At 58.9% G+C, this 20,890-nt stretch carries 21 protein-coding genes; 19 read left to right on the forward strand and 2 right to left on the reverse strand.

Annotation, left to right across the window (positions count from 1 at the left end; genetic code table 11):
• The first annotated feature begins 36 nt into the window (after positions 1-36).
• The 16 genes from O3306_RS12135 (at position 37) to O3306_RS12210 (ending at position 16,227) form a co-directional block, all read left to right on the forward strand.
• Positions 37-1,017 carry an HlyD family secretion protein gene (locus O3306_RS12135; protein WP_272007591.1) on the forward strand — a complete coding sequence of 327 codons (981 nt, stop codon included), beginning with the start codon at positions 37-39 and terminating at the stop codon, positions 1,015-1,017.
• Positions 1,014-3,746 carry a ribosome-associated ATPase/putative transporter RbbA gene (gene rbbA, locus O3306_RS12140; protein WP_272007594.1) on the forward strand — a complete coding sequence of 911 codons (2,733 nt, stop codon included), beginning with the start codon at positions 1,014-1,016 and terminating at the stop codon, positions 3,744-3,746. Before O3306_RS12135 ends, rbbA begins: the two co-directional genes overlap by 4 nt.
• A gap of 1 nt (position 3,747) precedes the next feature.
• Positions 3,748-4,869 (forward strand): ABC transporter permease, encoded by a 1,122-nt coding sequence (locus tag O3306_RS12145; protein WP_272007596.1) that lies wholly within the window; start codon positions 3,748-3,750, stop codon positions 4,867-4,869.
• 140 nt (positions 4,870-5,009) lie between these two features.
• Positions 5,010-6,458 (forward strand): YfcC family protein, encoded by a 1,449-nt coding sequence (locus tag O3306_RS12150; protein ID WP_272007598.1) that lies wholly within the window; start codon positions 5,010-5,012, stop codon positions 6,456-6,458.
• A gap of 14 nt (positions 6,459-6,472) precedes the next feature.
• Positions 6,473-7,702 carry an arginine deiminase gene (locus O3306_RS12155; protein WP_272007600.1) on the forward strand — a complete coding sequence of 410 codons (1,230 nt, stop codon included), beginning with the start codon at positions 6,473-6,475 and terminating at the stop codon, positions 7,700-7,702.
• 17 nt (positions 7,703-7,719) lie between these two features.
• The gene (argF, locus tag O3306_RS12160; RefSeq protein WP_272007603.1) at positions 7,720-8,721 is read left to right on the forward strand and encodes an ornithine carbamoyltransferase; all 1,002 of its coding nucleotides are present in this window, start codon (positions 7,720-7,722) and stop codon (positions 8,719-8,721) included.
• Between the two features lies 1 nt (position 8,722).
• Positions 8,723-9,646, forward strand: coding sequence for a carbamate kinase (gene arcC / locus O3306_RS12165; RefSeq protein WP_272007606.1), 924 nt, complete (start codon positions 8,723-8,725; stop codon positions 9,644-9,646).
• Complete coding sequence (gene atpD / locus O3306_RS12170; RefSeq protein ID WP_272007608.1) at positions 9,643-11,037, forward strand: F0F1 ATP synthase subunit beta; 1,395 nt, start codon at positions 9,643-9,645, stop codon at positions 11,035-11,037. The genes arcC and atpD overlap by 4 nt, the downstream gene beginning before the upstream one ends.
• A gap of 14 nt (positions 11,038-11,051) precedes the next feature.
• The gene (locus tag O3306_RS12175; protein ID WP_272007611.1) at positions 11,052-11,444 is read left to right on the forward strand and encodes an ATPase; all 393 of its coding nucleotides are present in this window, start codon (positions 11,052-11,054) and stop codon (positions 11,442-11,444) included.
• Positions 11,441-11,728 (forward strand): AtpZ/AtpI family protein, encoded by a 288-nt coding sequence (locus O3306_RS12180; protein ID WP_272007614.1) that lies wholly within the window; start codon positions 11,441-11,443, stop codon positions 11,726-11,728. The genes O3306_RS12175 and O3306_RS12180 overlap by 4 nt, the downstream gene beginning before the upstream one ends.
• Entirely contained in the window at positions 11,725-12,024 is a 300-nt protein-coding gene (locus tag O3306_RS12185; protein WP_272007616.1) for an ATP synthase subunit AtpR, read from the forward strand. The genes O3306_RS12180 and O3306_RS12185 overlap by 4 nt, the downstream gene beginning before the upstream one ends.
• Positions 12,021-12,710 carry a F0F1 ATP synthase subunit A gene (locus O3306_RS12190; RefSeq protein WP_272007619.1) on the forward strand — a complete coding sequence of 230 codons (690 nt, stop codon included), beginning with the start codon at positions 12,021-12,023 and terminating at the stop codon, positions 12,708-12,710. Before O3306_RS12185 ends, O3306_RS12190 begins: the two co-directional genes overlap by 4 nt.
• Positions 12,707-12,994, forward strand: coding sequence for a F0F1 ATP synthase subunit C (locus O3306_RS12195; protein ID WP_272007622.1), 288 nt, complete (start codon positions 12,707-12,709; stop codon positions 12,992-12,994). The genes O3306_RS12190 and O3306_RS12195 overlap by 4 nt, the downstream gene beginning before the upstream one ends.
• Positions 12,995-12,997: 3 nt before the next feature.
• A complete protein-coding gene (locus O3306_RS12200; RefSeq protein ID WP_272007625.1) occupies positions 12,998-13,768 on the forward strand; it encodes a F0F1 ATP synthase subunit B family protein in 771 nt (256 codons plus the stop codon).
• Positions 13,758-15,296, forward strand: coding sequence for a F0F1 ATP synthase subunit alpha (locus tag O3306_RS12205; RefSeq protein ID WP_272007627.1), 1,539 nt, complete (start codon positions 13,758-13,760; stop codon positions 15,294-15,296). The genes O3306_RS12200 and O3306_RS12205 overlap by 11 nt, the downstream gene beginning before the upstream one ends.
• The gene (locus O3306_RS12210; protein WP_272007629.1) at positions 15,280-16,227 is read left to right on the forward strand and encodes a F0F1 ATP synthase subunit gamma; all 948 of its coding nucleotides are present in this window, start codon (positions 15,280-15,282) and stop codon (positions 16,225-16,227) included. The genes O3306_RS12205 and O3306_RS12210 overlap by 17 nt, the downstream gene beginning before the upstream one ends.
• A gap of 66 nt (positions 16,228-16,293) precedes the next feature.
• Here O3306_RS12210 and O3306_RS12215 read toward each other — a convergent pair whose 3' ends face one another.
• Positions 16,294-16,929 (reverse strand): GntR family transcriptional regulator, encoded by a 636-nt coding sequence (locus O3306_RS12215; protein ID WP_272007631.1) that lies wholly within the window; start codon positions 16,927-16,929, stop codon positions 16,294-16,296.
• 64 nt (positions 16,930-16,993) lie between these two features.
• Positions 16,994-17,785: a maleate cis-trans isomerase family protein gene (locus O3306_RS12220; protein ID WP_272007633.1), complete on the reverse strand. Its 792-nt coding sequence runs from the start codon at positions 17,783-17,785 to the stop codon at positions 16,994-16,996.
• 111 nt (positions 17,786-17,896) lie between these two features.
• Between O3306_RS12220 and dctP the strand changes: the two genes are divergently transcribed.
• The 3 genes from dctP (at position 17,897) to O3306_RS12235 (ending at position 20,863) form a co-directional block, all read left to right on the forward strand.
• Complete coding sequence (dctP, locus tag O3306_RS12225) at positions 17,897-18,892, forward strand: TRAP transporter substrate-binding protein DctP (protein WP_272007636.1); 996 nt, start codon at positions 17,897-17,899, stop codon at positions 18,890-18,892.
• A 64-nt stretch (positions 18,893-18,956) separates the two neighbouring features.
• Positions 18,957-19,571, forward strand: coding sequence for a TRAP transporter small permease (locus O3306_RS12230; RefSeq protein ID WP_272007639.1), 615 nt, complete (start codon positions 18,957-18,959; stop codon positions 19,569-19,571).
• On the forward strand, positions 19,568-20,863 hold the full coding sequence (locus O3306_RS12235) for a TRAP transporter large permease (RefSeq protein ID WP_272007641.1): 1,296 nt from the start codon (positions 19,568-19,570) through the stop codon (positions 20,861-20,863). The genes O3306_RS12230 and O3306_RS12235 overlap by 4 nt, the downstream gene beginning before the upstream one ends.
• The last annotated feature ends 27 nt before the right edge of the window (positions 20,864-20,890 follow it).

The raw sequence follows: 20,890 nt of genomic DNA on the forward strand, positions 1-20,890 counted from the left end.
TATTTTCTTCTTTGCATGTTGAAACGGACCCAGATCATGAAAAAAACCAAAGTGGCAGTGGCCGTCCTGCTGATTGTCGCCGCCATTGCCGGAACGGCGTGGTGGCAAATATCGCAGGCATCGAACATACCGGAGGGCATCAGCCGATCGAATGGCCGGATCGAGGCAGAGCGGATCTCAGTCGCTACCAAATTGGCTGGCCGGGTGGCCGAGGTTCTTGTCTCTGAGGGGGACTGGGTAGAAGCCGGACAAATGATTGCGCGCATGGACACCGCTGATCTGGACGCGAAGTTACATCAGGCTCAGGCCGCTGTTCAGCAGGCGAAGCAGCAAAAGCTTCAAGCCGAGGCGGTATTGCGACAACATCGTGCGGAATTGATTACCGCAGAGGCCGAATTCGCGCGTGTCGAAGAATTGGCCAGCAAGGGGTTTAACAGCCAGTCCCGCCTGGACACCCAGCGCACGGTCCTCGCCTCTGCGCAGGCCGCCGTTGCAGCGTCCGAGGCGGGCATTCCCTTGGCAGATGCAACCATTGCCGCGGCTGAGGCTGTTGTCGAAGGCATACAAAGCCAGATCGACGACTCCAGTCTACGGGCCCCTCGGGCAGGGCGCGTGCAATATGTGCTTAAACATGTCGGCGAGGTCGTCGCCGCGGGTAGCAGCATCGTGACCCTGACCGATCTGTCGGATATGTACATGACGGTGTTTTTGCCGTCGGCGGCGGCGGGGCGGCTTGCCATGGGGGCTGAGGCGCGGATCATTCTGGATGCCATCCCTGAATATGTCATTCCCGCAACTGTGACCTTCGTTGCCAGCACCGCACAGTTCACCCCGAAGTCGGTCGAGACCAGCGAAGAGCGCGATCAGTTGATGTTCCGGGTCAAGCTGACCATCGCACCCGAGCTTTTGGCCGACTACCTTGATCGCGCGCGGGCAGGTGTTCCGGGTGTCGGCTATGTGTTGGTGGATCAAAGCGTTGCCTGGCCACCTGAATTGGCGGTGAGACTGCCGGAATGATCCATACTTCGGTTGCCAGCCTGAAGGGCGTGACTCATCGCTACGGGAAAACCTGTGCGCTGGGCAACGTCACGCTGGAGGTGCCTGCGGGCTGTATGGCGGGCCTGATCGGGCCGGACGGTGTGGGTAAATCAACCCTTCTGGCCCTGCTGGCAGGTGTTCGGCGGCTGCAATCCGGCGATGTGCAGGTGTTGGGCGGCGATATTCGCGATCGTGGCCATTTGCGGGTCTGCAACCAACGCATTGCCTACATGCCGCAGGGGCTGGGGCGGAACCTTTATCCGACGCTGACCGTAACCGAAAACCTCGACTTCTTTGGCAGGCTGTTTGCCCAGTCGCAAGCCGAACGTCGCGCGCGGATTGCCGATCTTTTGCAGGCGACCGGGCTTGATCCGTTTCCGGATCGGCCCGCCGGCAAGCTGTCGGGCGGCATGAAACAGAAACTCTCGCTTTGCTCGGCGCTTATTCACGATCCAGACTTGTTGATCCTAGATGAGCCGACAACGGGTGTGGACCCGCTGTCGCGGCAGCAATTCTGGGACTTGATTGACCGTATCCGCGCACAGCGCCCCGAGATGAGCGTGATTGTCGCGACAGCCTATATGGAGGAGGCAGAGCGTTTTGATTGGCTCGCTGCGATGTCGGACGGCAAGGTGATCGCCACGGGTGCGCCGAATGAAATTCTGGAGCAAACGGATCAACCAACGCTTGAAAAGGCGTTTATCGCCATGTTGCCAGAGTCCGCCCGCCGCGGGCACCGCGATGTTGTGGTACCACCCCGGCAAGCCGGGGACGGCCCTCCGGCCATTCAGGCCAAGGCGTTGACCCGCAGGTTTGGAGATTTCGTTGCCGTCGATAGCGTCAATTTCGAGATCGAGCGCGGGGAAATCTTTGGGTTCCTGGGCTCGAATGGCTGCGGCAAAACCACAACGATGAAGATGCTGACGGGCTTGCTGCCTGCGAGTGAAGGCGAGGCGCTGCTCTTTGGTGAGACGCTGGACGCGCGTGACATGCGCACGCGCAAGCGGGTTGGGTATATGTCGCAATCCTTTTCGCTGTATAGCGAATTGACGGTGCGCCAGAACCTCGACCTGCACGCCGAACTGTATCAGCTTCCAGTGACCGAACGCGCTGGGCGGGTCGCCGAGATGATGCAGACGTTCGAATTGGCCCATGTTGCGGACGTCCGCCCCGATGCTCTGCCGCTGGGCATCCGTCAGCGTCTTCAGCTCGCGGTTGCGATGATCCATGCGCCAGAGGTGTTGATCCTTGACGAGCCGACATCTGGCGTCGATCCAGTTGCACGGGATGCGTTCTGGCGACATCTTATCGCGCTGTCGCGCAATGATGGTGTGACGATATTTATCTCGACCCATTTCATGAACGAAGCGCAACGCTGTGACAGGATATCCCTGATGCATGCCGGACGTGTTCTGACGGTCGGCGCACCGGACGACATAACCGCGTCCAAGAACAGTGATAGTCTGAACGATGCCTTCGTCCGATATCTGGAGGACGCGGTAGAAGACACGGCAGGCCCCATTCAGGCCCCTGCGTCAGAGGCCCCAGCCAAGGCAGAGCGACACGATCAACGACGCTCTGGCGGCGCGTTGGCCCGGATGTGGGCCTTTGCGCGTCGCGAAACGATGGAAATCCTGCGCGATCCGTTGCGCCTGACCTTCGCCTTCCTGGGGCCGGTCATTCTGATGTTGACCTTCGGCTATGGTATCTCTTTCGACGTGACGGATTTGCCCTATGCGGTGCTGGATCAGGACCAAAGCATAGAAAGTCGCGCGCTTCTCGAGGCGTTTTCCGGCTCGCGGTATTTCGAGGAACACGATCCGGCAACCAGCGCGATTGATCTTGAATCACGTCTTCGCGATGGAGAGATCGCCATTGCCATAGAAATACCACCAGATTTTGGAAAATCGCTCTTGCGGGGTGACGTTCCAGAGGTGCGTGCGGCTGTCGATGCGGCAATGCCGTTTCGGGCGGAAACCACACGCGGCTATCTGCTTGGTCTGGCCCAATCCTATATGTCGGATCAATTAGAACGCACCTACGGCCAGGCGATCAACACCAGTGCCGTGAATGTCGAGACCCGCTTTCGGTATAATCAATCATTCAAGAGTGTGGTCGCCATGGTGCCATCGGTGATCATGCTGATGCTTGTGCTTATCCCGTCGATGATGGCAGCGATGGGCGTTGTGCGGGAAAAAGAAACCGGATCCATCGCCAATTTCCGATCTACTCCGGTCACGCGCGCCGAATTCCTGATCGGCAAGCAACTGCCCTACGTCGTTATCGCCATGCTGAGTTTTGCGACCTTGATGATTGTCGCTTACGGCGTCTTTGGTGTCCCCGTGAAGGGATCGGGCCTTGCGTTGTTGGTAGGCACGTTTCTCTATGTTTTTGCGACCACCGGCTTTGGTGTCTTGATATCGACATTCACAAAGACGCAGGTCGCGGCGACCTTTGCGGCGGCGATCATCGCGATCATCCCTGCAGTCAACTTTTCGGGCCTTCTGGTTCCGGTGTCGTCGCTTTCGGGAAGCGGGCGGATGATCGGCCTTAGCTTCCCGTCCGGATGGTACCAGCAAATCAGCGTCGGCACCTTCACCAAAGGCCTTGGCTTTGCCGAGCTTTGGCAAAACCACCTCGCTCTGGCAGGCTTTGCCGTTTTTTTCATCGCGGTGGCAATCCTCGCGCTGAGCAAGCAGGAAACCTGATATGATGCTGTGGCTGTCCAATATCTACCGACTTGGCCTGAAAGAACTGCGCAGTCTTCGGGCCGATCCGGTGTTGCTGTTCCTGATTGCCTATGTGTTCAGCTTTGCGGTCTATGCCGTGGCAACCGGAGCGAAGCTGGAAGTCATCAACGCTTCCGTTGCCTATGTCGATCTGGATCACTCCGAACTGAGCGGGCGGATCGTCGGTGCTATTCTGCCGCCGGAATTCGACACGCCGCAAGAAATTTCCTTGGGGGATGTCGATGAAGTCATGAACAATGGCGAATATGTTTTCGTGCTGTCTTTCCCACCTCGGTTCGAAGCAGATGTGATCGCGGGTCTGCAGCCGTCCCTTCAGCTGAACGTCGATGCCACGGCCATGGTGCAGGCCGGGAACGGGGCGGTTTTCTTGCAAGAGATCATCGCGGCCGAAGTGACGAAATTTGTCTCTGGCGACGACACGTCCAGCGATTTGCCAATCGATCTGATCGTCACCGCGCAGTTCAACCCCAATCTGCAATCGACGTGGTTTTCATCCGTGATGCAGGTGATCAACAATGTCACGATCCTGTCGGTCCTTCTGACCGGGGCCGCATTGATCCGCGAACGCGAACACGGCACAATCGAGCATCTTCTGGTCATGCCGGTCACACCATCCGAGATCATGCTGGCCAAGATCTGGGCGAACGGTCTGGCGATCATCATTGCCGCTGTCTTGTCACTTTGGCTGGTGGTGCAGGGCATACTTGGAGTGCCGATCGCAGGTTCAATCACCCTGTTTGTGACCGGCGCCGTGCTTTACCTCGTCTCCGTCACCGGGCTGGGTATTCTCCTTGCGACGTTTACCACCTCCATGCCGCAATTCGGCCTGCTGGCCCTGCCGGTTCTGGTAATCATGAATCTTTTGTCGGGCAGTACGACGCCAATGGAAAGCATTCCTGACTGGCTGCAAGCCATCATGCAAATTTCGCCATCCACGCATTTCGTCGCCTTTTCGCAGGCGATCCTCTATCGCGGCGCGGGGTTGGAAACCGTCTGGTTCGACATGGTGGTCATGGCAGCTTTGAGCGCGGTCTTCTTTGTGATCGCTTTGCTGCGGTTTCGACAAACCATGGCTGCGTGACCAAAAATTTTTAAAACGATGTCCAGGGATTGATGCACGTCAATACCGGGCGATGATTCCCTAACTAGTATCTCTTCATGCATGGGCTGAGCTGCGACTCTTCGCGGATACCAGCGACGCAACCTCCAAGGAGAACTCTGATGCTAGGTGATAATCGGGACGGATTGAATCCGGAGAAGGAAGTAAGTTCCAGGTTTCCAACTGCGTATACAATTTTATTCTTGCTCATCATTCTGGTCGCCGCGCTGACCTGGATTATTCCAGCCGGCAGCTACGACCGTGTGATGAGTGAAGCCGTCGGCAAGGAAATTGCCGTCGCTGGCACCTATAAAGAGGTAGACCCGAATCCGCAGGGTTTCTGGGAAGTCATGTTGGCGCCGGGTGCTGGTTTTTATGACCCTGACAGCTATGTGGCGAATGCCATCGACGTGGCGCTGTTTGTTCTGTTCCTGGGCGGGTTTCTGGGGATCGTGAATGCGACCGGTGCCATTGATACCGGCATCAAGACCGTGATGCGAAAACTCCAAGGGCACGAGATCTGGATGATTCCGATCATGATGTCGCTGTTCGCGCTCGGCGGCACGACATATGGCATGGCCGAAGAAACCCTCGCCTTCTACGCTATCCTGATCCCGGTGATGATTGCCGCGGGATATGATGCGGTTACCGGTGTTGCGATTATCCTGATCGGGGCCGGAATTGGTGTTCTGGGCTCCACCATCAACCCCTTTGCCACCGTGATCGCGGCCAACGCGGCGGCGATTCCCTTTACTGAAGGCATGACGCTGCGCCTTGTTCTTCTTCTTGGCGGTCTGGCGATCTGTGCAGGCTATGTGATGTTCTACGCCCGCCGGGTCAAAGCCGACCCTTCACGCTCGGTCGTGTCCAAACATGCCGGGGCGCATCAGGCAATCTTTCTCAAAGACCGCACAGACGGTGAGCAAACCGAAACGTTGACCGCTACGCAATCGCTGGTTCTGGTGATCTTTGGCCTTACCTTCGCGGTGATGATCTGGGGCGTTTCCTCTCAGGGCTGGTGGATGGCCCGTATGGCCGCGCTGTTCCTTGGTTCTGCAATCGTCATCGGAATTGTCGCCCGCATGGGTGAAAAGAAGCTGACCGGCAATTTCGTCGATGGGGCCCGTGATCTGCTGGGCGTCGCGCTTGTGGTCGGGTTGGCGCGTGGCATCGTGGTGATCATGGACAACGGTCTGATCGCCGATACGATCCTGCACAGTGCCGAACTAACCTTGGGCGGTCTGGGTGATCTAGCCTTCATCAACCTGATGTTCTGGATCGAAGTGGGCATGAGCTTCTTCGTGCCGTCCTCGTCAGGTCTGGCTGTCTTGTCGATGCCGATCCTCGCACCGCTGGCGGATTTCGCCGGGATCGACCGTTCTCTGGTCGTGACTGCCTATCAGTCGGCCAATGGCTTGGTGAACCTGATCAACCCCACCTTTGCGGTCGTGGTCGGCGGGCTCGCCATTGGACGGGTGCCGTATGACCGCTGGTTGGCCTTCATCTGGCCGCTGCTGGTGATCCTGACGGTGTTCATCAGTGCAGCACTTAGTCTCGCAACAATAATGTAAGAAGGGGTCAAACAATGACCGATCAAGCCTTGGGTGTTCATTCTGAAACCGGAAAGCTGCGGCAAGTCATCGTCTGCCGCCCCGGTCTGGCCCATCGTCGGCTGACGCCTGCGAACTGTCAGGAGCTGCTGTTTGACGACGTGTTCTGGGTCAAGCAGGCCCAGAAGGACCATGACATTTTCGCCAAAACCATGCGTGACGAGGGCGTCGAGGTGCTCGACGTCAATGACCTTCTGGCCGAGACGCTGGATATCTCTGAGGGCCGCGATTGGGTGCTGAAGCATCGGATCGTTCCTGACCAGATCGGCGTCGGCATGATGTCCGAACTGCGAGGCTGGATGGATGAATTGCCCGGCGCGCAACTGACCGAATATCTGCTGGGTGGGCTGGCCACAGACGATCTGCCGTTCAAGCCTTCGGGCCTGTTCGGCAGCTATCTGGGCGCGCATGGGTTTATCCTGCCGCCGCTGCCCAACGCGCTGTTCACCCGTGACAACTCTGCCTGGATATATGGCGGGGTGTCCGTCAACCCGATGCACTGGGCCGCCCGACGTCCCGAAACGCTGTTGAATACCGCCATCTACAAGTTCCACCCGAAATTCGCGGGCAAGACCACGATCCACTTTGGCGATCCCACGGTAGATCATGGGCTGGCCACGTTGGAGGGTGGCGACATCATGCCCGTCGGCGACGGCACCGTGCTGGTCGGCATGGGCGAGCGCTCATCCCCCCAAGGGGTTGGGCAACTGGCCGAGGCGCTGTTTGATTCCGGCGTCGCGCAACGGGTTCTGGCTTTTGCCATTCCCAAATCGCGCGCGGCGATGCATCTTGATACGGTGTTCACGCTTTGCGGCGGCGATGTAGTCACCACCTTCAAGGAGGTGGCGGACGAGTTGGTTTGCTACGATATCCGCCCCGGCGAAGGTGCGGCCCCGCTGCAATTCCGCCACGACCCGCGCCCGATCTTCGATATCGTGGCCGAGGTGCTGGGATACAAGAAACTGCAGATCGTGCCGACCGGCGGTAACACCGAAGAAGAGCGCGCACGCGAGCAATGGAACGACGGCAACAACGTGCTGGCCCTGCGGCCGGGCGTTGTCGTGGGCTATGACCGAAACGATGACACCAATGCGGCGCTCAAGGCGGCGGGCATCGAGGTGCTTGCCATTCCCGGCGCCGAGCTTGGGCGTGGTCGTGGCGGCGGCCACTGCATGAGCTGCCCGACTATGCGCGATCCAGTTTGACCTGAAAGGCGAACCCAATGGCATATAATCTGAAAAACCGGCATTTCCTGACCCTGCGGGATTATTCCCCGCGTGAAATCGCCTTCCTTCTGAAACTTGCCGCTGACCTGAAAGTGGCGAAATACACCGGAACCGAGGTGCCCAAGCTGCAAGGCAAGGACATCGCGCTGATCTTTGAAAAGGACAGCACGCGCACCCGCGTCGGGTTTGAGGTGGCAGCCTATGACCAAGGCGCGCGCGTCACCTATCTGGGGCCAACCGGATCGCATATCGGTCACAAGGAATCGGTCAAGGACACGGCGCGCGTTCTGGGCCGGATTTATGACGCGATCGAATATCGTGGCTTTGGCCAGAATATCGTCGACCAACTGGCGGAATTCTCGGGCGTACCCGTCTATAACGGGCTGACGAACGAGTTCCACCCGACCCAGATCCTTGCTGACTTTTTGACCATGCAGGAACATGTAGACAAGCCGTTGCATCAGGTTGCCTTTGCCTTTCTTGGCGACGCTGGCAACAACATGGGCGACAGTCTGCTGATCGGCGGGGCCAAGATGGGCATGGATGTCCGCCTCTGCGCGCCCAAAGCCTGCTGGCCCAAAGCCGCAATAATCGAAGAAGCCAGGGAAGTTGCCGCCGAAACTGGCGCGCAGGTCACGATTACCGAAGACGTGGATGCCGCCGTCAAAGGCGTGGATTACATCTATACCGATGTCTGGGTGTCCATGGGCGAACCCAAGGAGAAATGGGCCGAACGGATCAAGCTGCTGACGCCCTATCAGGTCAATGCCGCCGTGATGGCGAAAACCGGCAACCTGCGCACCCGTTTCATGCACTGCCTGCCGGCGTTCCATAACACCGAAACCACTGTCGGTGCCGAGATCAAGGAAGAGTTCGGCCTGGACGCGATGGAAGTGACCGAAGAGGTGTTCGAAAGCGCGGCGTCGATCGTCTTTGATCAGGCGGAGAACCGAATGCACACGATCAAGGCGGTTCTTGTCGCCACGTTGGGGGCCTGAGATGCTGGTCGTTGCAGCCGTGGGGGGGAACGCGCTGTTGCAGCGCGGCCAGCCCCTGACAGCAGAGGCGCAGCGCGCGAACGTCAAGACAGCGGCAGAGGCGTTGGCGCGGATCGTGCGCGCTGGGCATCAGTTGATAGTCACTCACGGCAATGGTCCGCAGGTCGGTCTGCTGGCCTTGCAGGGGGCGGCTTACAAACCTGATGAGGCCTATCCGCTGGATGTGCTGGGGGCCGAAACCGAAGGCATGATCGGTTATCTGATCGAGCAAGAGCTGGAAAACACGCTGGGCCACGACCACGCAGTTGCAACCCTGCTGACGCAGGTGGTTGTCGATGCCGGAGACCCCGCCTTTGGCCAGCCGACCAAATTTGTCGGGCCGGTCTATTCCAAGGAAGAGGCCGAGGCACGCGCCAAGGCCGCCGGTTGGACCATCGCGCAGGATGGCGATTACTGGCGGCGGGTTGTGCCTTCACCGAAACCCGTCGAGATCCCTGATCTGCGCGTCGTGCGTATGTTGCTGGATCAGGGCGTGATCGTGATCTGTGCCGGTGGCGGTGGAATTCCGGTGCTTCGCCGTCCTGATGGCAGTATGATCGGGGTCGAGGCGGTGATCGACAAAGACGCCGCCAGCGCGCTTTTGGCGGCGGATATCGGCGCGGATGCCCTGCTGCTGCTGACTGATGTGGACGCTGTCTATCAGGGCTTTGGCACCGATGACGCCAAGCCGTTGCATCAGCTGACACCGGATCAGGGGCGCGCGCTGGACATGCCCAAAGGGTCCATGGGGCCAAAGCTGGCCGCCGCTTGCGATTTCGCGGATCTGGGCGGCGTCGCGGCCATTGGCCGATTGGCCGATGCGCTTGAATTGCTTGCAGGAACCTCTGGCACCTGCGTTTCAAAAAAGGCCAAGCAAACGAAATGACCGCACAGACCCTTCCAAAGGCAGATGATACGACCGATGGACGCATCGCCGCCATTCGTGGCGGGGTTGTCGATGTGGCTTTTGACGGGGCCGTTCCGCATATCCACGATCTGCTTTATGCGGATAACGTCGCGCTGGAAGTGGCCTCATTGATTGGTCACGGCATGGTGCGGGCCATCGCATTGGCACCGGTGCGTGGGCTTGGTCTTGGCATGGAGGTCAAGGCGACTGGCGGGCCCATCCGGGTGCCGGTGGGAGAGGCTGTTCTGGGGCGGATGCTGGATGTCTTCGGTGCGCCGATAGATGGCCGACCCGCCCCGGTGGCGACAGAACGTCGCTCGATCCACCAACGCCCTCCCAAGCTGAGCGACCGAGTATTGCATTCCGAGATATTGGAGACCGGGATCAAGGCCATTGATCTGTTGTCGCCCATTGAGCGAGGCGGCAAGACGGGCCTCTTTGGTGGGGCGGGCGTGGGCAAGACCGTCCTTATCACCGAATTGATCAACAATACTGTGCAGCACCACAAGGGCGTCAGCCTGTTCTGCGGCATTGGCGAACGCTCGCGCGAGGCCGAAGAGCTGTATCGCGAAATGGGCGAAGCGGGTGTGCGCGACAAGACCGTGATGCTGTTCGGCCAGATGAACGAGGCCCCCGGCGTGCGGTTCCTGGTGGGCAATACGGCGTTGACCATGGCCGAGTATTTCCGCGACGACAAAGGCCAGGATGTGCTGCTGCTGATCGACAACATCTTTCGTTTCGTTCAGGCGGGATCGGAAGTGTCGGGCCTGATGGGGCGCATGCCGAGCCGCGTAGGCTACCAGCCAACTCTGGCAACGGAATTGGCAGGGCTGGAGGAGCGCATCACCTCGACCAAGCGGGGGGCGATCACCTCGATTCAGGCCGTCTATGTCCCGGCTGACGATTTCACCGATCCGGCGGCGGCGCATATCTTTTCGCACCTCTCGGCATCGGTCGTTCTGTCACGCAAGAGGGCGAGCGAGGGGCTCTATCCGGCGGTCGATCCGCTGGCTTCGGCCTCGGTTATGCTGACGCCCTCCGTCGTTGGGCAGCGACATTATGATATCGCCCGCGCAGTGCGTCGCACTCTGGCGGAATACGAGGAACTACGCGACATTATCGCGATGCTGGGTCTGGAGGAACTGTCCTCGGCCGACCGCGCCACTGTCGCACGCGCCCGGAGGCTGGAACGGTTCTTGACGCAACCGTTCTTCACCACTGAATCTTTCAGCGGGGCCAAAGGCAGACTGGTGCCCATCGCCGACACGCTGAATGGCTGCGAAACGATCCTGGAGCAGACGCAGTTTGATTTGCCCGAGAGTGCTTATTACATGATCGGCGGCCTTGAGGATCTGGATGACACACCATGATTATGGCGTCCGACATGACCGTCATCTTGCGCCTGCCGACCCGCACACTGTTCGAGGGGCAGGCCACGCGCATGACAGCCGTCGCCCCAAATGGTGCCTTCGGCATCTTGCCGAACCATATTGATTTTGTCACGGCGCTTGTGCCGTCGGTCATGACGCTTCGCCTTGTGGATGGGAGCGAGGCAATTTTCGGCCTGGATGAAGGTCTGCTGGTGAAAAAGGGGGCTGTCGTCCGCGTGGCTGTGAGGCGCGGCGTGCTTGGGAGTGATCTGGGTACGTTGCAAGAGACAGTTGAGGCCAGTTTCATCGAGATGGATGAGGACGAACGACAAGCGCGCTCTGCCCTGTCCCGGCTCGAGGCAGACATGGTCCGGCGGTTTTCCGAACTGCAAAGGCCCTTGATATGACGCGCGGCCCTGACAAATCTTCAGGCGAGATTGCCCGCCAAGCCAAGCGGATGAAATCCACGCGAGACAATCCGGGGCCAAGCCCGCTGCGCGGTATCGGCACCTTTGGGATGATCGGCTGGTCGGTCGCCGTGCCGACCGTTGGCGGGGCGTTTCTGGGCCTCTGGCTGGACCGTGTGGCACCGCAGGGGTTTTCATGGACCATCGCATTGATTTTGGGCGGCGTCGTGATCGGTGGGTTCATTGCCGCATCGTGGATCAACAAAGAAGGAGGCGACAAATGATCGTAGTGGATTGGACCGAGTTCTTGTTTGGTGGCACCATTGGCCTGGTGATGGGGGCGCTCTTCTTCATTGGGCTGGCTGTCGGGGTGCGCTATGCCTTGCGCAGCGAAAACTCGATCATGCTACTGTCTCTCAGTGCGGTGATACGGATCGCGGCCTTGCTTGGCGTAGGGTGGATCGTCCTCGCGCTGGGCGGATCGTGGGCCGGGGCTGGCTATGCGGTTGCGTTTCTTTTAGCGCGCTTCATCGCCACGACGTTTGCCCGGGTAGGTGCTCCTGCGAGGGGTGCATCATGAACCTCTCTCCCGATCAAACCATCATGTTCAACGCGTGGGGTTTGCCCATCAACGCGACCATTTTCTATACGTGGATCGTGATGGCGTTGTTGACCGTCGTGTCGATCCTGATCACGCGCAACCTGCGCGCGGATGTTCCGCCGAACCGTTGGCGCACGACGCTGGAAGTCATCGTTCAGGGCATTCAAGGTCAGATCGAAGAAATCAGCGGAGGCCCCTCGCGCCACCTGCTGTATTACGCTGGCACCTTGTTCCTGTTCGTGGCGGTGTCAAACCTGCTGCTGGTTGTCCCGGGATTTGAGCCCCCCACATCGTCGCTCTCGACAACGACTGCGCTTGCCCTGTCGGTGCTGATTGCCGTGCCGATGTTCGGGATAAGCAGTCGTGGATTGTGCGGGTATCTCAAGACCTATATTGAACCCTCGTTCATCATGCTGCCCTTCAACATTATCGCGGAATTTTCACGTGGGATTTCGCTGGCGATCCGCCTGTACGGCAACATCATGAGCGGCGCGGTCATTGCCGCCATTCTGCTGACGGTTGCCCCGTTTTTCTTTCCGGTGGTGATGGATGCGCTGGGGCTGCTGACCGGCATGATCCAAGCTTATATTTTCGCAATTCTGGCAACGGTTTACATCTCCAGTGCCACCGCGTCCTCCGCAAAAGTTGAAAAGGATATCCCATGACAGACCTTGTTATCATTGCCGCCATCTCGATCTTTACGGCCGGGCTTACGGTTTCGTTCGGGGCGATTGGGCCAGCTTTGGGAGAGGGGCGCGCGGCGGCAACCGCGCTGAGCGCAATCGCACAGCAACCTGATGCCGCGCCGATCATTTCGCGCACCTTGTTTGTGAGCCTTGCCATGATCGAATCCACAGCGATCTACTGCTTCGTTGTGGCGATGATCCTCATCTTCGCGAACCCTTACTGGAACGCTGCCTTGGAAGCGGCACAGACTGCGGGGAACTGATCCATGTCCATCGACTGGATCACTGTCGCAGCCCAGATTGCCAATTTCCTGGTTCTGGTCTGGCTGTTGAGGCGGTTCTTGTATCGTCCCATTCTGGATGGGATCGATGCCCGAGAGGCCGAGATCGCCAAGCGGATGCAAGCGGCAGTGACGGCCAAGGAGCAGGCCGAGGCGGCACAGACGGAGTATCAGAACAAGGTGCAGGCCTTGCATGTCGCGCAGTCCGAGATGACAGAGACAATCCGCAAGAAAGCCGAAGAACAACGTGACGCTTTGCTGGCGGCGGCCCGCGAAAAAATGGATGCGGAACATTCGGCCTGGCAGGCTCATCTTGACGCAAAGGCGCGAGACTATGCCGCCAAGTTGCATGGGGCTGGGGCGGCTGCGCTCTTGTCCCTGACCCGCAAGGCGCTCGGTGATCTTGCGGATGAATCGCTGGAGGCGCGCATGGCGCATCATCTGGTGCAGCAGATCAAGCCCATGGCCAAAGATTTGATCGGTGCGGCTGGGCAAGCGGCGGGGGCGGTCATTACAAGCCATAGTCCATTGCCGCCCGCGACACAGGATGCTTTGACGGCGGAACTGAGAACAATCATGCCCGATGTCTCGCTGCGCTTCGAGGTGGATGCGCAACAAGCGCCGGGGTTGGTGTTGCGCTTGGGTGGCGCACAGGTCGAGTGGACCACGGACTCTTATATCGACGGGCTTGATGCGATGATCATCGATCAACTGACCAAGAATTCGGACACGAAAGTGCATTCTCATGGGGACTGAGACCCGTAACATAAGTGCTGAACCCGAGGGTCTTGTGCAGGCTCTGCTGAACGCCCCGGCGCCCGCCCCTCGGTTGAGCGAGATCGGACAAGTGGCCGAGGTGGCGGATGGGATCGCCATCGTGACCGGTCTGGAGCGTGCATTGTCGGACGAACTCTTGCGCTTTGAAGGAGGCGTTCAGGGCATCGTGCTTGATCTGGAGCCGGGCCGCCTGGGTGTTGTCCTGCTTGGCCCGTCTGACGGTGTCGTAGTTGGCTCAAGCGTTCTTCGAACACATACGGTCGTGAGCACAGCGGTCGGCCCCGCGCTGCTTGGCCGTGTTGTCAACGCACTTGGCCAACCGCAGGATGGCAAAGGGGCCATCGCGACCGAGGTCACGCGACCTGTAGAGGCCGAAGCGCCCGAGATTTTGGAGCGAAAAGCCATTTCCCGACCTTTGGCGACGGGCATCACGGCCGTGGATGCGGCTGTCCCGATTGGTTTGGGGCAGCGGCAGCTGGTGATCGGGGACAGGCAGACCGGCAAGACGTCTCTGGCGGTCGATGCCATCCTGAACCAGGCCAGCACCGATTTGATCTGCATTTACTGCGCCATCGGACAGCGCGGCGATGCGGTGGCCAAGGTGATCGGCGCGATAAGCGAGGGTGGCATGATGGCCCGCACCATCATCTTGTCGGCGGGGGACGAAGATGCGGCGGGATTGGCATATATCGCCCCCTATGCAGCGTTGACCATGGCCGAGTATTTCGCGGGGCAAGGCCGCGATGTGCTGGTGGTGCTGGATGATTTGACCCACCATGCGCGATCCTACCGTGAATTGTCGTTGCTGCTACGCCGCCCGCCGGGGCGAGAGGCGTTTCCCGGCGATATCTTCTACATTCACGCGCGGCTGTTGGAGCGCGCCGGCCAGTTCGCCGATGTCGTGGGCGGCGGATCGATCACCGTATTACCGGTGGTCGAAACGCAGGCCGAAAACCTGTCGGCCTATATCCCCACCAACCTGATTTCGATCACGGATGGCCAGATCTATCTATCACCCCGCCTTGTACGAAAAAACCAGTTCCCGGCGGTCGATCTGGGCGTCTCGGTCAGTCGTGTGGGCGGCAAGGCGCAAAGCAAAGCGTTCCGCTCGGTGGCAGGCAATTTGCGCGTGACCCTATCCCAGTTCGAAGAGCTTGAGGATTTTGCCCGGTTTGGCACACGGTTGGATGATGCGACCCGAGCAAGGCTGACGAGGGGGGCGGCGGTCAGGGCCTCTTTGCGTCAAGCAGAACGCGATCCGATCCCCGCATTGGAACAGCTGACTGTTCTGGTGGCGGCCATGGACGGTCAGTTCGACGGCTTGAATGAGGCGGATACCTTTGCCGTGATGGCAGAGCTGCGTACTGCCGCCGCACAAGATCTGGAGGATATCGCCCAACAAATCGCGCAGAATGTAACCTTGGATGATGATGCGCGCGCCCGCATGGTTGCCTTGGGGCAGCAAGCGCGTGCGACACTGGAGGCGCAGAATGGCAGAAACCCTTGAAACGCTTGGCCGCCGCACCACGAGTATGCAGGGGATCCGCAGTGTGGTTCACATGATGAAAACACTGTCCGTCATCAATTCTGCTCCCTATGAACATGCCGCGCGCGCCATTGAGGCCTATCACGAAACGGTTCTTGATGGCCTGCATGCCTTCGTGTCGCAATCAGGGCCGATCACTCTCGCCCCAGCAGATCGAGCGGCACAGGTGATGGTTGTCTTCGGTTCGGACCATGGATTGTGCGGCAATTACAACGAGTCCCTTGCGGGCCATGTCGAACAACACATCAATGCACAAACGACTGTCCTATGTGTTGGTGCGCAGATGGCGAATGCCTTGGCGGATCTGGGCTACGATGTCGAAAAGGCGTTTTTTCCACCCGCCTCTGTCGATGGGATCGGGCGGCTTGCAAATCAGCTGACGCAGAAGCTCGACGTCTTGAGGCAGGAAAGCCGGCCGCACGAAGTTTCGATCTCCCTTGCCTATTTCGCGCGTGGTGAGGGCGGGATGCAGGCCCCCAGAATTGTTGCTCTGCTGCCGCTTGACCCGTCGATGGTTGCCGAACTTCAGGCAAGGCCCTGGGCGTCACGCAGCCTGCCGTATTTCTCGATGCAGCCTGACAAACTGTTTATGGCGTTGATCCGTGGGCATTTGTTCGCAAGCCTCTTTCGTGCTTCGGCAGAGGCAATGGTCACGGAAAATGCCGCCCGGTTGGCGTTGATGCAACAAGCGGAACAGTCCGTGGATGACAGGCTGGACGCGCTCAAATCTGACACGCGGGCCATGCGTCAAAGCGAGATCACGACAGAACTTCTTGATGTGATCATAGGGTTCGAGGCGCTGAAAAAAGACAAACGCTCTGGAACCACTAAGGATCCAGCCGCTGGAAAAGAGCGGAACACCTCAGCCAAGCAGAAAGAGCAAAATCGATAAGACGATTTTCGTACCTTGTAGTCGTGGTGATGCTTGCGGCCGTAGTGAGTGAATCACAGTGGCTTCTCAGATCCCGAACACGGTCTTCACCTTTATGTAGCCATAGCTGATATGGACGCGCTGGATGTGGCCGATGGACTCCGCATCTCCGCGCTTAACAGCAGAGATCAGATCGTTCAGCTCATCAATCAGTGCATCGACCACATCGGGGCCCATGGTTTCGGCCACGCGGTGCCATGTGCTGGCGGCCTGCACATAAAGCTGCAGCCACATTGCGCGCAGAATCGTATTGCCGATCATCGACGCGATCAATGCGTTCAACTCGTGGTTGATGGCAATGTAGTCATCTGCGCTGAAGCGCTCGCGCATTATGTGCGCGCGCGCCAGTAAATCCTCCAGCGCGTTCAGATGATCCGGGGTGGGGGTAATGGGTGACAGCTTGCCCAGGAGGCAGGCCAACTCCAGCCGCACGTCATAGACGTGTTGGATCTGTTCGCCCGAAAGCCCGACGACGACCGTTCCGACCCCGTTGCGCGATTCGATCAGGCCCAAGTGGCTGATCCTGTTCAAGGCATCGCGCACCGGGGTTCTGCTGACGCCGAATTCGCGCGCCAGTTTTGCCTCTTTCAGCTGATCGCCGGGCTTGTATTTCAGCAGGCAGATCCGCTCCAGCAAGAGGTGTTGAATGGCCGCTACATCCATCTTTTGTTCACCGGCTGCGTTCGTCCCAATTGGCTCTCCGTCCTCATGCCGCCCCTTCCCACTTTCAATGCTCGCGCAGCAATTGGCCATAGCCTTCGATCCTGTCCTCAATGTCGGCAAGGCGCAACATGTCCCACATCATGGCCTGATTTGAGCAGATCACGGGTTTGCCCAGTTCGTTTTCCAGATCCTGCACGATGTCGATAGAGCGCAGCGCGCCACAGCTGATAAAGAGGGCATCGGCCTCGGGGTGGTCGACCGATTTCGCTAACCGCGCGATCGCGTCAGGGCGCACGCGGATCATGTCGCTGTCCTTTTCCAGCTGAAGACCGCGAATATTGCAGATTTCAAATCCCGCGCGCTCCATATAGATCGCTTCGCGTTGATTGATCTCGTCCAGATAGGGGGTCGCGACGGCAATCTTCTTTGCGCTGACCGCGCGCAGGGCGCGCAGCACGCCCGATATCAGCGATGTCACCTGGGCCTTGGGGGCGCCCTTTGACAGTTCTGCAAAGACGCGATCCTCGCCGATCACCAAGCTGCCGGATGTGCAGGCGTACCCGATGACGTTGAGACTGCCATCGGGCAGCAGCGTGCTGGCCGCGCGGGCCAGGTCCTCTGCCTGAAGGGTCAGGCTTTCGACGGTGATGCTGTCCGGATTCGCGGCGCGTGTGAAGTGAACGCCAACACCGGGCGGACAAAGGCGGAACATGTTTTCCTCAATGGTCTGCTCGGTTGCCAGAAGTACAAAACCCAGCTTGGCACGGTCATTACGGCCTGCGTCAAAAATATCGGTGAAATCAAATTCTTCGCCTGTGGTGTATGCATCATGTCTGTTTTTTTGTTTAAACGGCATAAATAAATTCCAATTGACAGGTTAGCTGTATGCAGCTTACCAGTGGCAATCGGCCGTGTCCACAATTCTGAATTGGGCTGGCCCGAAAAAAACTGCCACCGGAGAGGCGTAATGAAACACACAAACTATCTACTTGGCGCCGTGCTGGCCGCGAGCCTTGGTGCGTCGGGCGCACAGGCCGAGGAGGCGATTCTTGGCCATGTCATGGACAGCGAGCATATCTTTCACGATGTGTCGCAGAAGTTCAGCCAGCGTCTGGGCGAACTGTCTTCGGGCAGCTTCACCATCGACTACCACCCGGGTGGCGATCTGGGCGATTGGACGTCTATCATCGAACAGGTCGCGCAAGGCGCCGTTCAGATGACCATGGCTTGGAACCACTCTGAGCTGGACCCGCGCTGGGATGTTTCGGTTCTGGGCTATGTCGCGGATGATTGGGAAAGCGGCCGGGCAATTTACGGTCCCGACACGGTCATGAACGAAGTCTATTCAGACATCATGCACGATATGGGCATGGAACTGCTGGGCATCATTCCGACCGACTTTACTGGGTTTGTCATGCGCAAGGGTTTGCCTGCGCCGGTCAACTTCCCCGAGGATGCCGCGGGCCTGAAAATGCGCGTACCGGGCATGCCAATGGCGATCAAGCGGTATAACGCGACCGGGTTTTCGCCCGTTGCCATGGCATTTTCCGAGGTTCAGACCGCGCTTCAGACCGGCGCCATTGATGGGCGCGCTTATTCGCCGCCCTCAGAAGTGCTGATGTTCAAGGATGTGGTCGGCTCTTACGTGCTCACCCGCGAGCATTTCGAGCACACTTTCTGGCTGGCCAACAAGGCATGGTTCGACGGTTTGAGCGAAGAGCAGCAGAGCTGGGTGCGCACCGCCGCAACCGAAGCGGTGACATGGGCCTGGGAAAATGCCGAATCCGAAAGTGAAGGCTGGCTACAGCAGATCCGCGATGCGGGCATTGAAGTTGTCGAGTTGACGCCTGAGCAGCTGAGCAACTACCGCGAGATGATTGTCGCGGTGGAATACCCCTACATGGAAAACGTCATCGGCAAGGACGTCATGGACAAGATCCGCGCCGCTGCCGACGCGAACTGATGCACCTGTGCGCGGGGCATTCCTCCGCGCACAGCCTGCCAACTTCCAGCCAGAGGATCGTAGCATGACCAAGGAGCTATTGCATACCGACAGTCTCGACGATGTGGTCGGCGCCGAGGCGGTTCGGCCAGTGCCGCAAGGCACCAAGGTGGTCGCGGCGGTCCACGGGGGGCTTGGCCCGCTCTTTGCCGCAGAGCGTGGGCTGGCCTTGGCGATGCGCGTCACGATGTTTGTCGCGATGATCGCGCTGGGGCTGTTGATGGCGGCGCAGGTTTTCATGCGCTACGCAATCTCGTCGCCCTTTCTGGGCATTGAAGAACTGGCACCGCTGCTGGCGGTCTGGGTCTATTTCATCGGCATGGCCTACTGCTCTCGCGAGCGCGACCATATCGAGGGCGGGATGTTGACCTTGGTGGTCAAGAACCCCCGAACCCTGATGGCGGTGCGCCTGTTCGGCTCTGTCGTCGTGCTGATCGCAGTGGTGATCTTCTTCTGGTTCGCCTGGAATTTCATGGCTTTCAATTACTCGTTGGGTCGCAAAAGCACCTATATGCGCCTGCCCAAAGTTCTTTGGGACATGTCGATGATCATCGGACTGGGGCTGATGGTGTTTTACGGCGCATTGCAGATCCTTGCGGAAATACGCGGGCTGATCGCGTTGAAGGAGGATGAGAAATGATCTTCTTCCTGCTCGCCATCACCATCGTGATTTTCCTGTTGCTGATCGAAGTGCCGGTCGGGTTTGCTTTCGGTATCGGGGCGCTGGTTTACGGCTATACCTCGGGCACCAACATCTCATTCCATGCCGGTTTCGGATATACCCAAGTCAGCGCCTTTTCCTTGCTGGCGATACCGCTGTTTATCCTGTCGGGCACGCTGATGGGCGCCAGCGGCATCTCGGACCGGCTGCTGAATTTCGTCAATTCTTTCGTTGGCCGCACCAAGGGTGGGCTGGGTGCCGTGACCGTCATCACCTGCGCGCTGTTCGGTGCTATTTCAGGCTCGGCCTCGGCTGCCATCGCTGCCATTGGCAAGATCATGGTGCCGCGCATGATCAAGGAGGGCTACCCGCCCGGCCATGCCACGGCGCTGATTGCGGTGTCGTCGGTACTGGCGCTGATGATCCCTCCCTCGATCCCGATGATCGTGTTTGCCATCGCGATCCGCGAAAGCGTGGCCAAGGCATTTCTGGCCACCATGGGACCGGGGATCATGCTGGCCATCATCTACTGCGGGCTGAATTTCTTCTTCCTGCGCAAGACCACCACCATTCAGGTGCAGCCGAAACTGCCGATGCCTGAAACCATTCGGCAGATTGCCATCACCGGCAAGCAGGCAACGCTGGCGATCGTCATGCCGATAATCGTTCTGGGCGGAATCTATACCGGCATCGCCACCCCGACCGAGGCGGGCGCGGTCGCGCTGGTCTATACGCTTGTTGTTGGCACCCTGATTTACCGCACCCTCAAATTCGGGCCGCTATTTGACTCCACCGTCGAGGCCGCGCGCCTGACCGGAGCGATCATTATGGTGCTGTTCTTTCTCTTCGTGATGAGCCGGGGCATGGTTCTGGCCAAGGTGCCGACCCATTTTGCGGATCTGTTGCTGAGCATTTCGGACAATCGCATCGTTATCCTGTTGCTGATCAACGTGCTGCTCTTGTTGATGGGCATGATCATTGACGATGTGTCGGGCAGTATCCTGGCAGCCATCATCTTGCTGCCCGTCACCCAGAAGATCGGCCTTGATCCCATCCACTTTGCCGCCATCGTTGGCACCAATCTGGGGCTTGGCAACATCTCACCGCCCTGTGCGCCGCTGCTTTACATGGCCGGCGGTGTCACCCGGCAGCCGCTGTCGGAATATATTGGCCCAACCATGAAGTTCCTGGTTCTGGGGCACCTGCCGATGGTCTTCCTCGTCACCTTCATCCCCGAGCTTTCCCTGTTTTTGCCAGGACTGCTCGACTGAACCAACCGTCGAATTTTCGACCCTTTT

The organism is Roseovarius sp. ZX-A-9, assembly GCF_028369135.1.
In the GTDB taxonomy this organism is placed as follows: Bacteria; Pseudomonadota; Alphaproteobacteria; order Rhodobacterales; family Rhodobacteraceae; genus Roseovarius.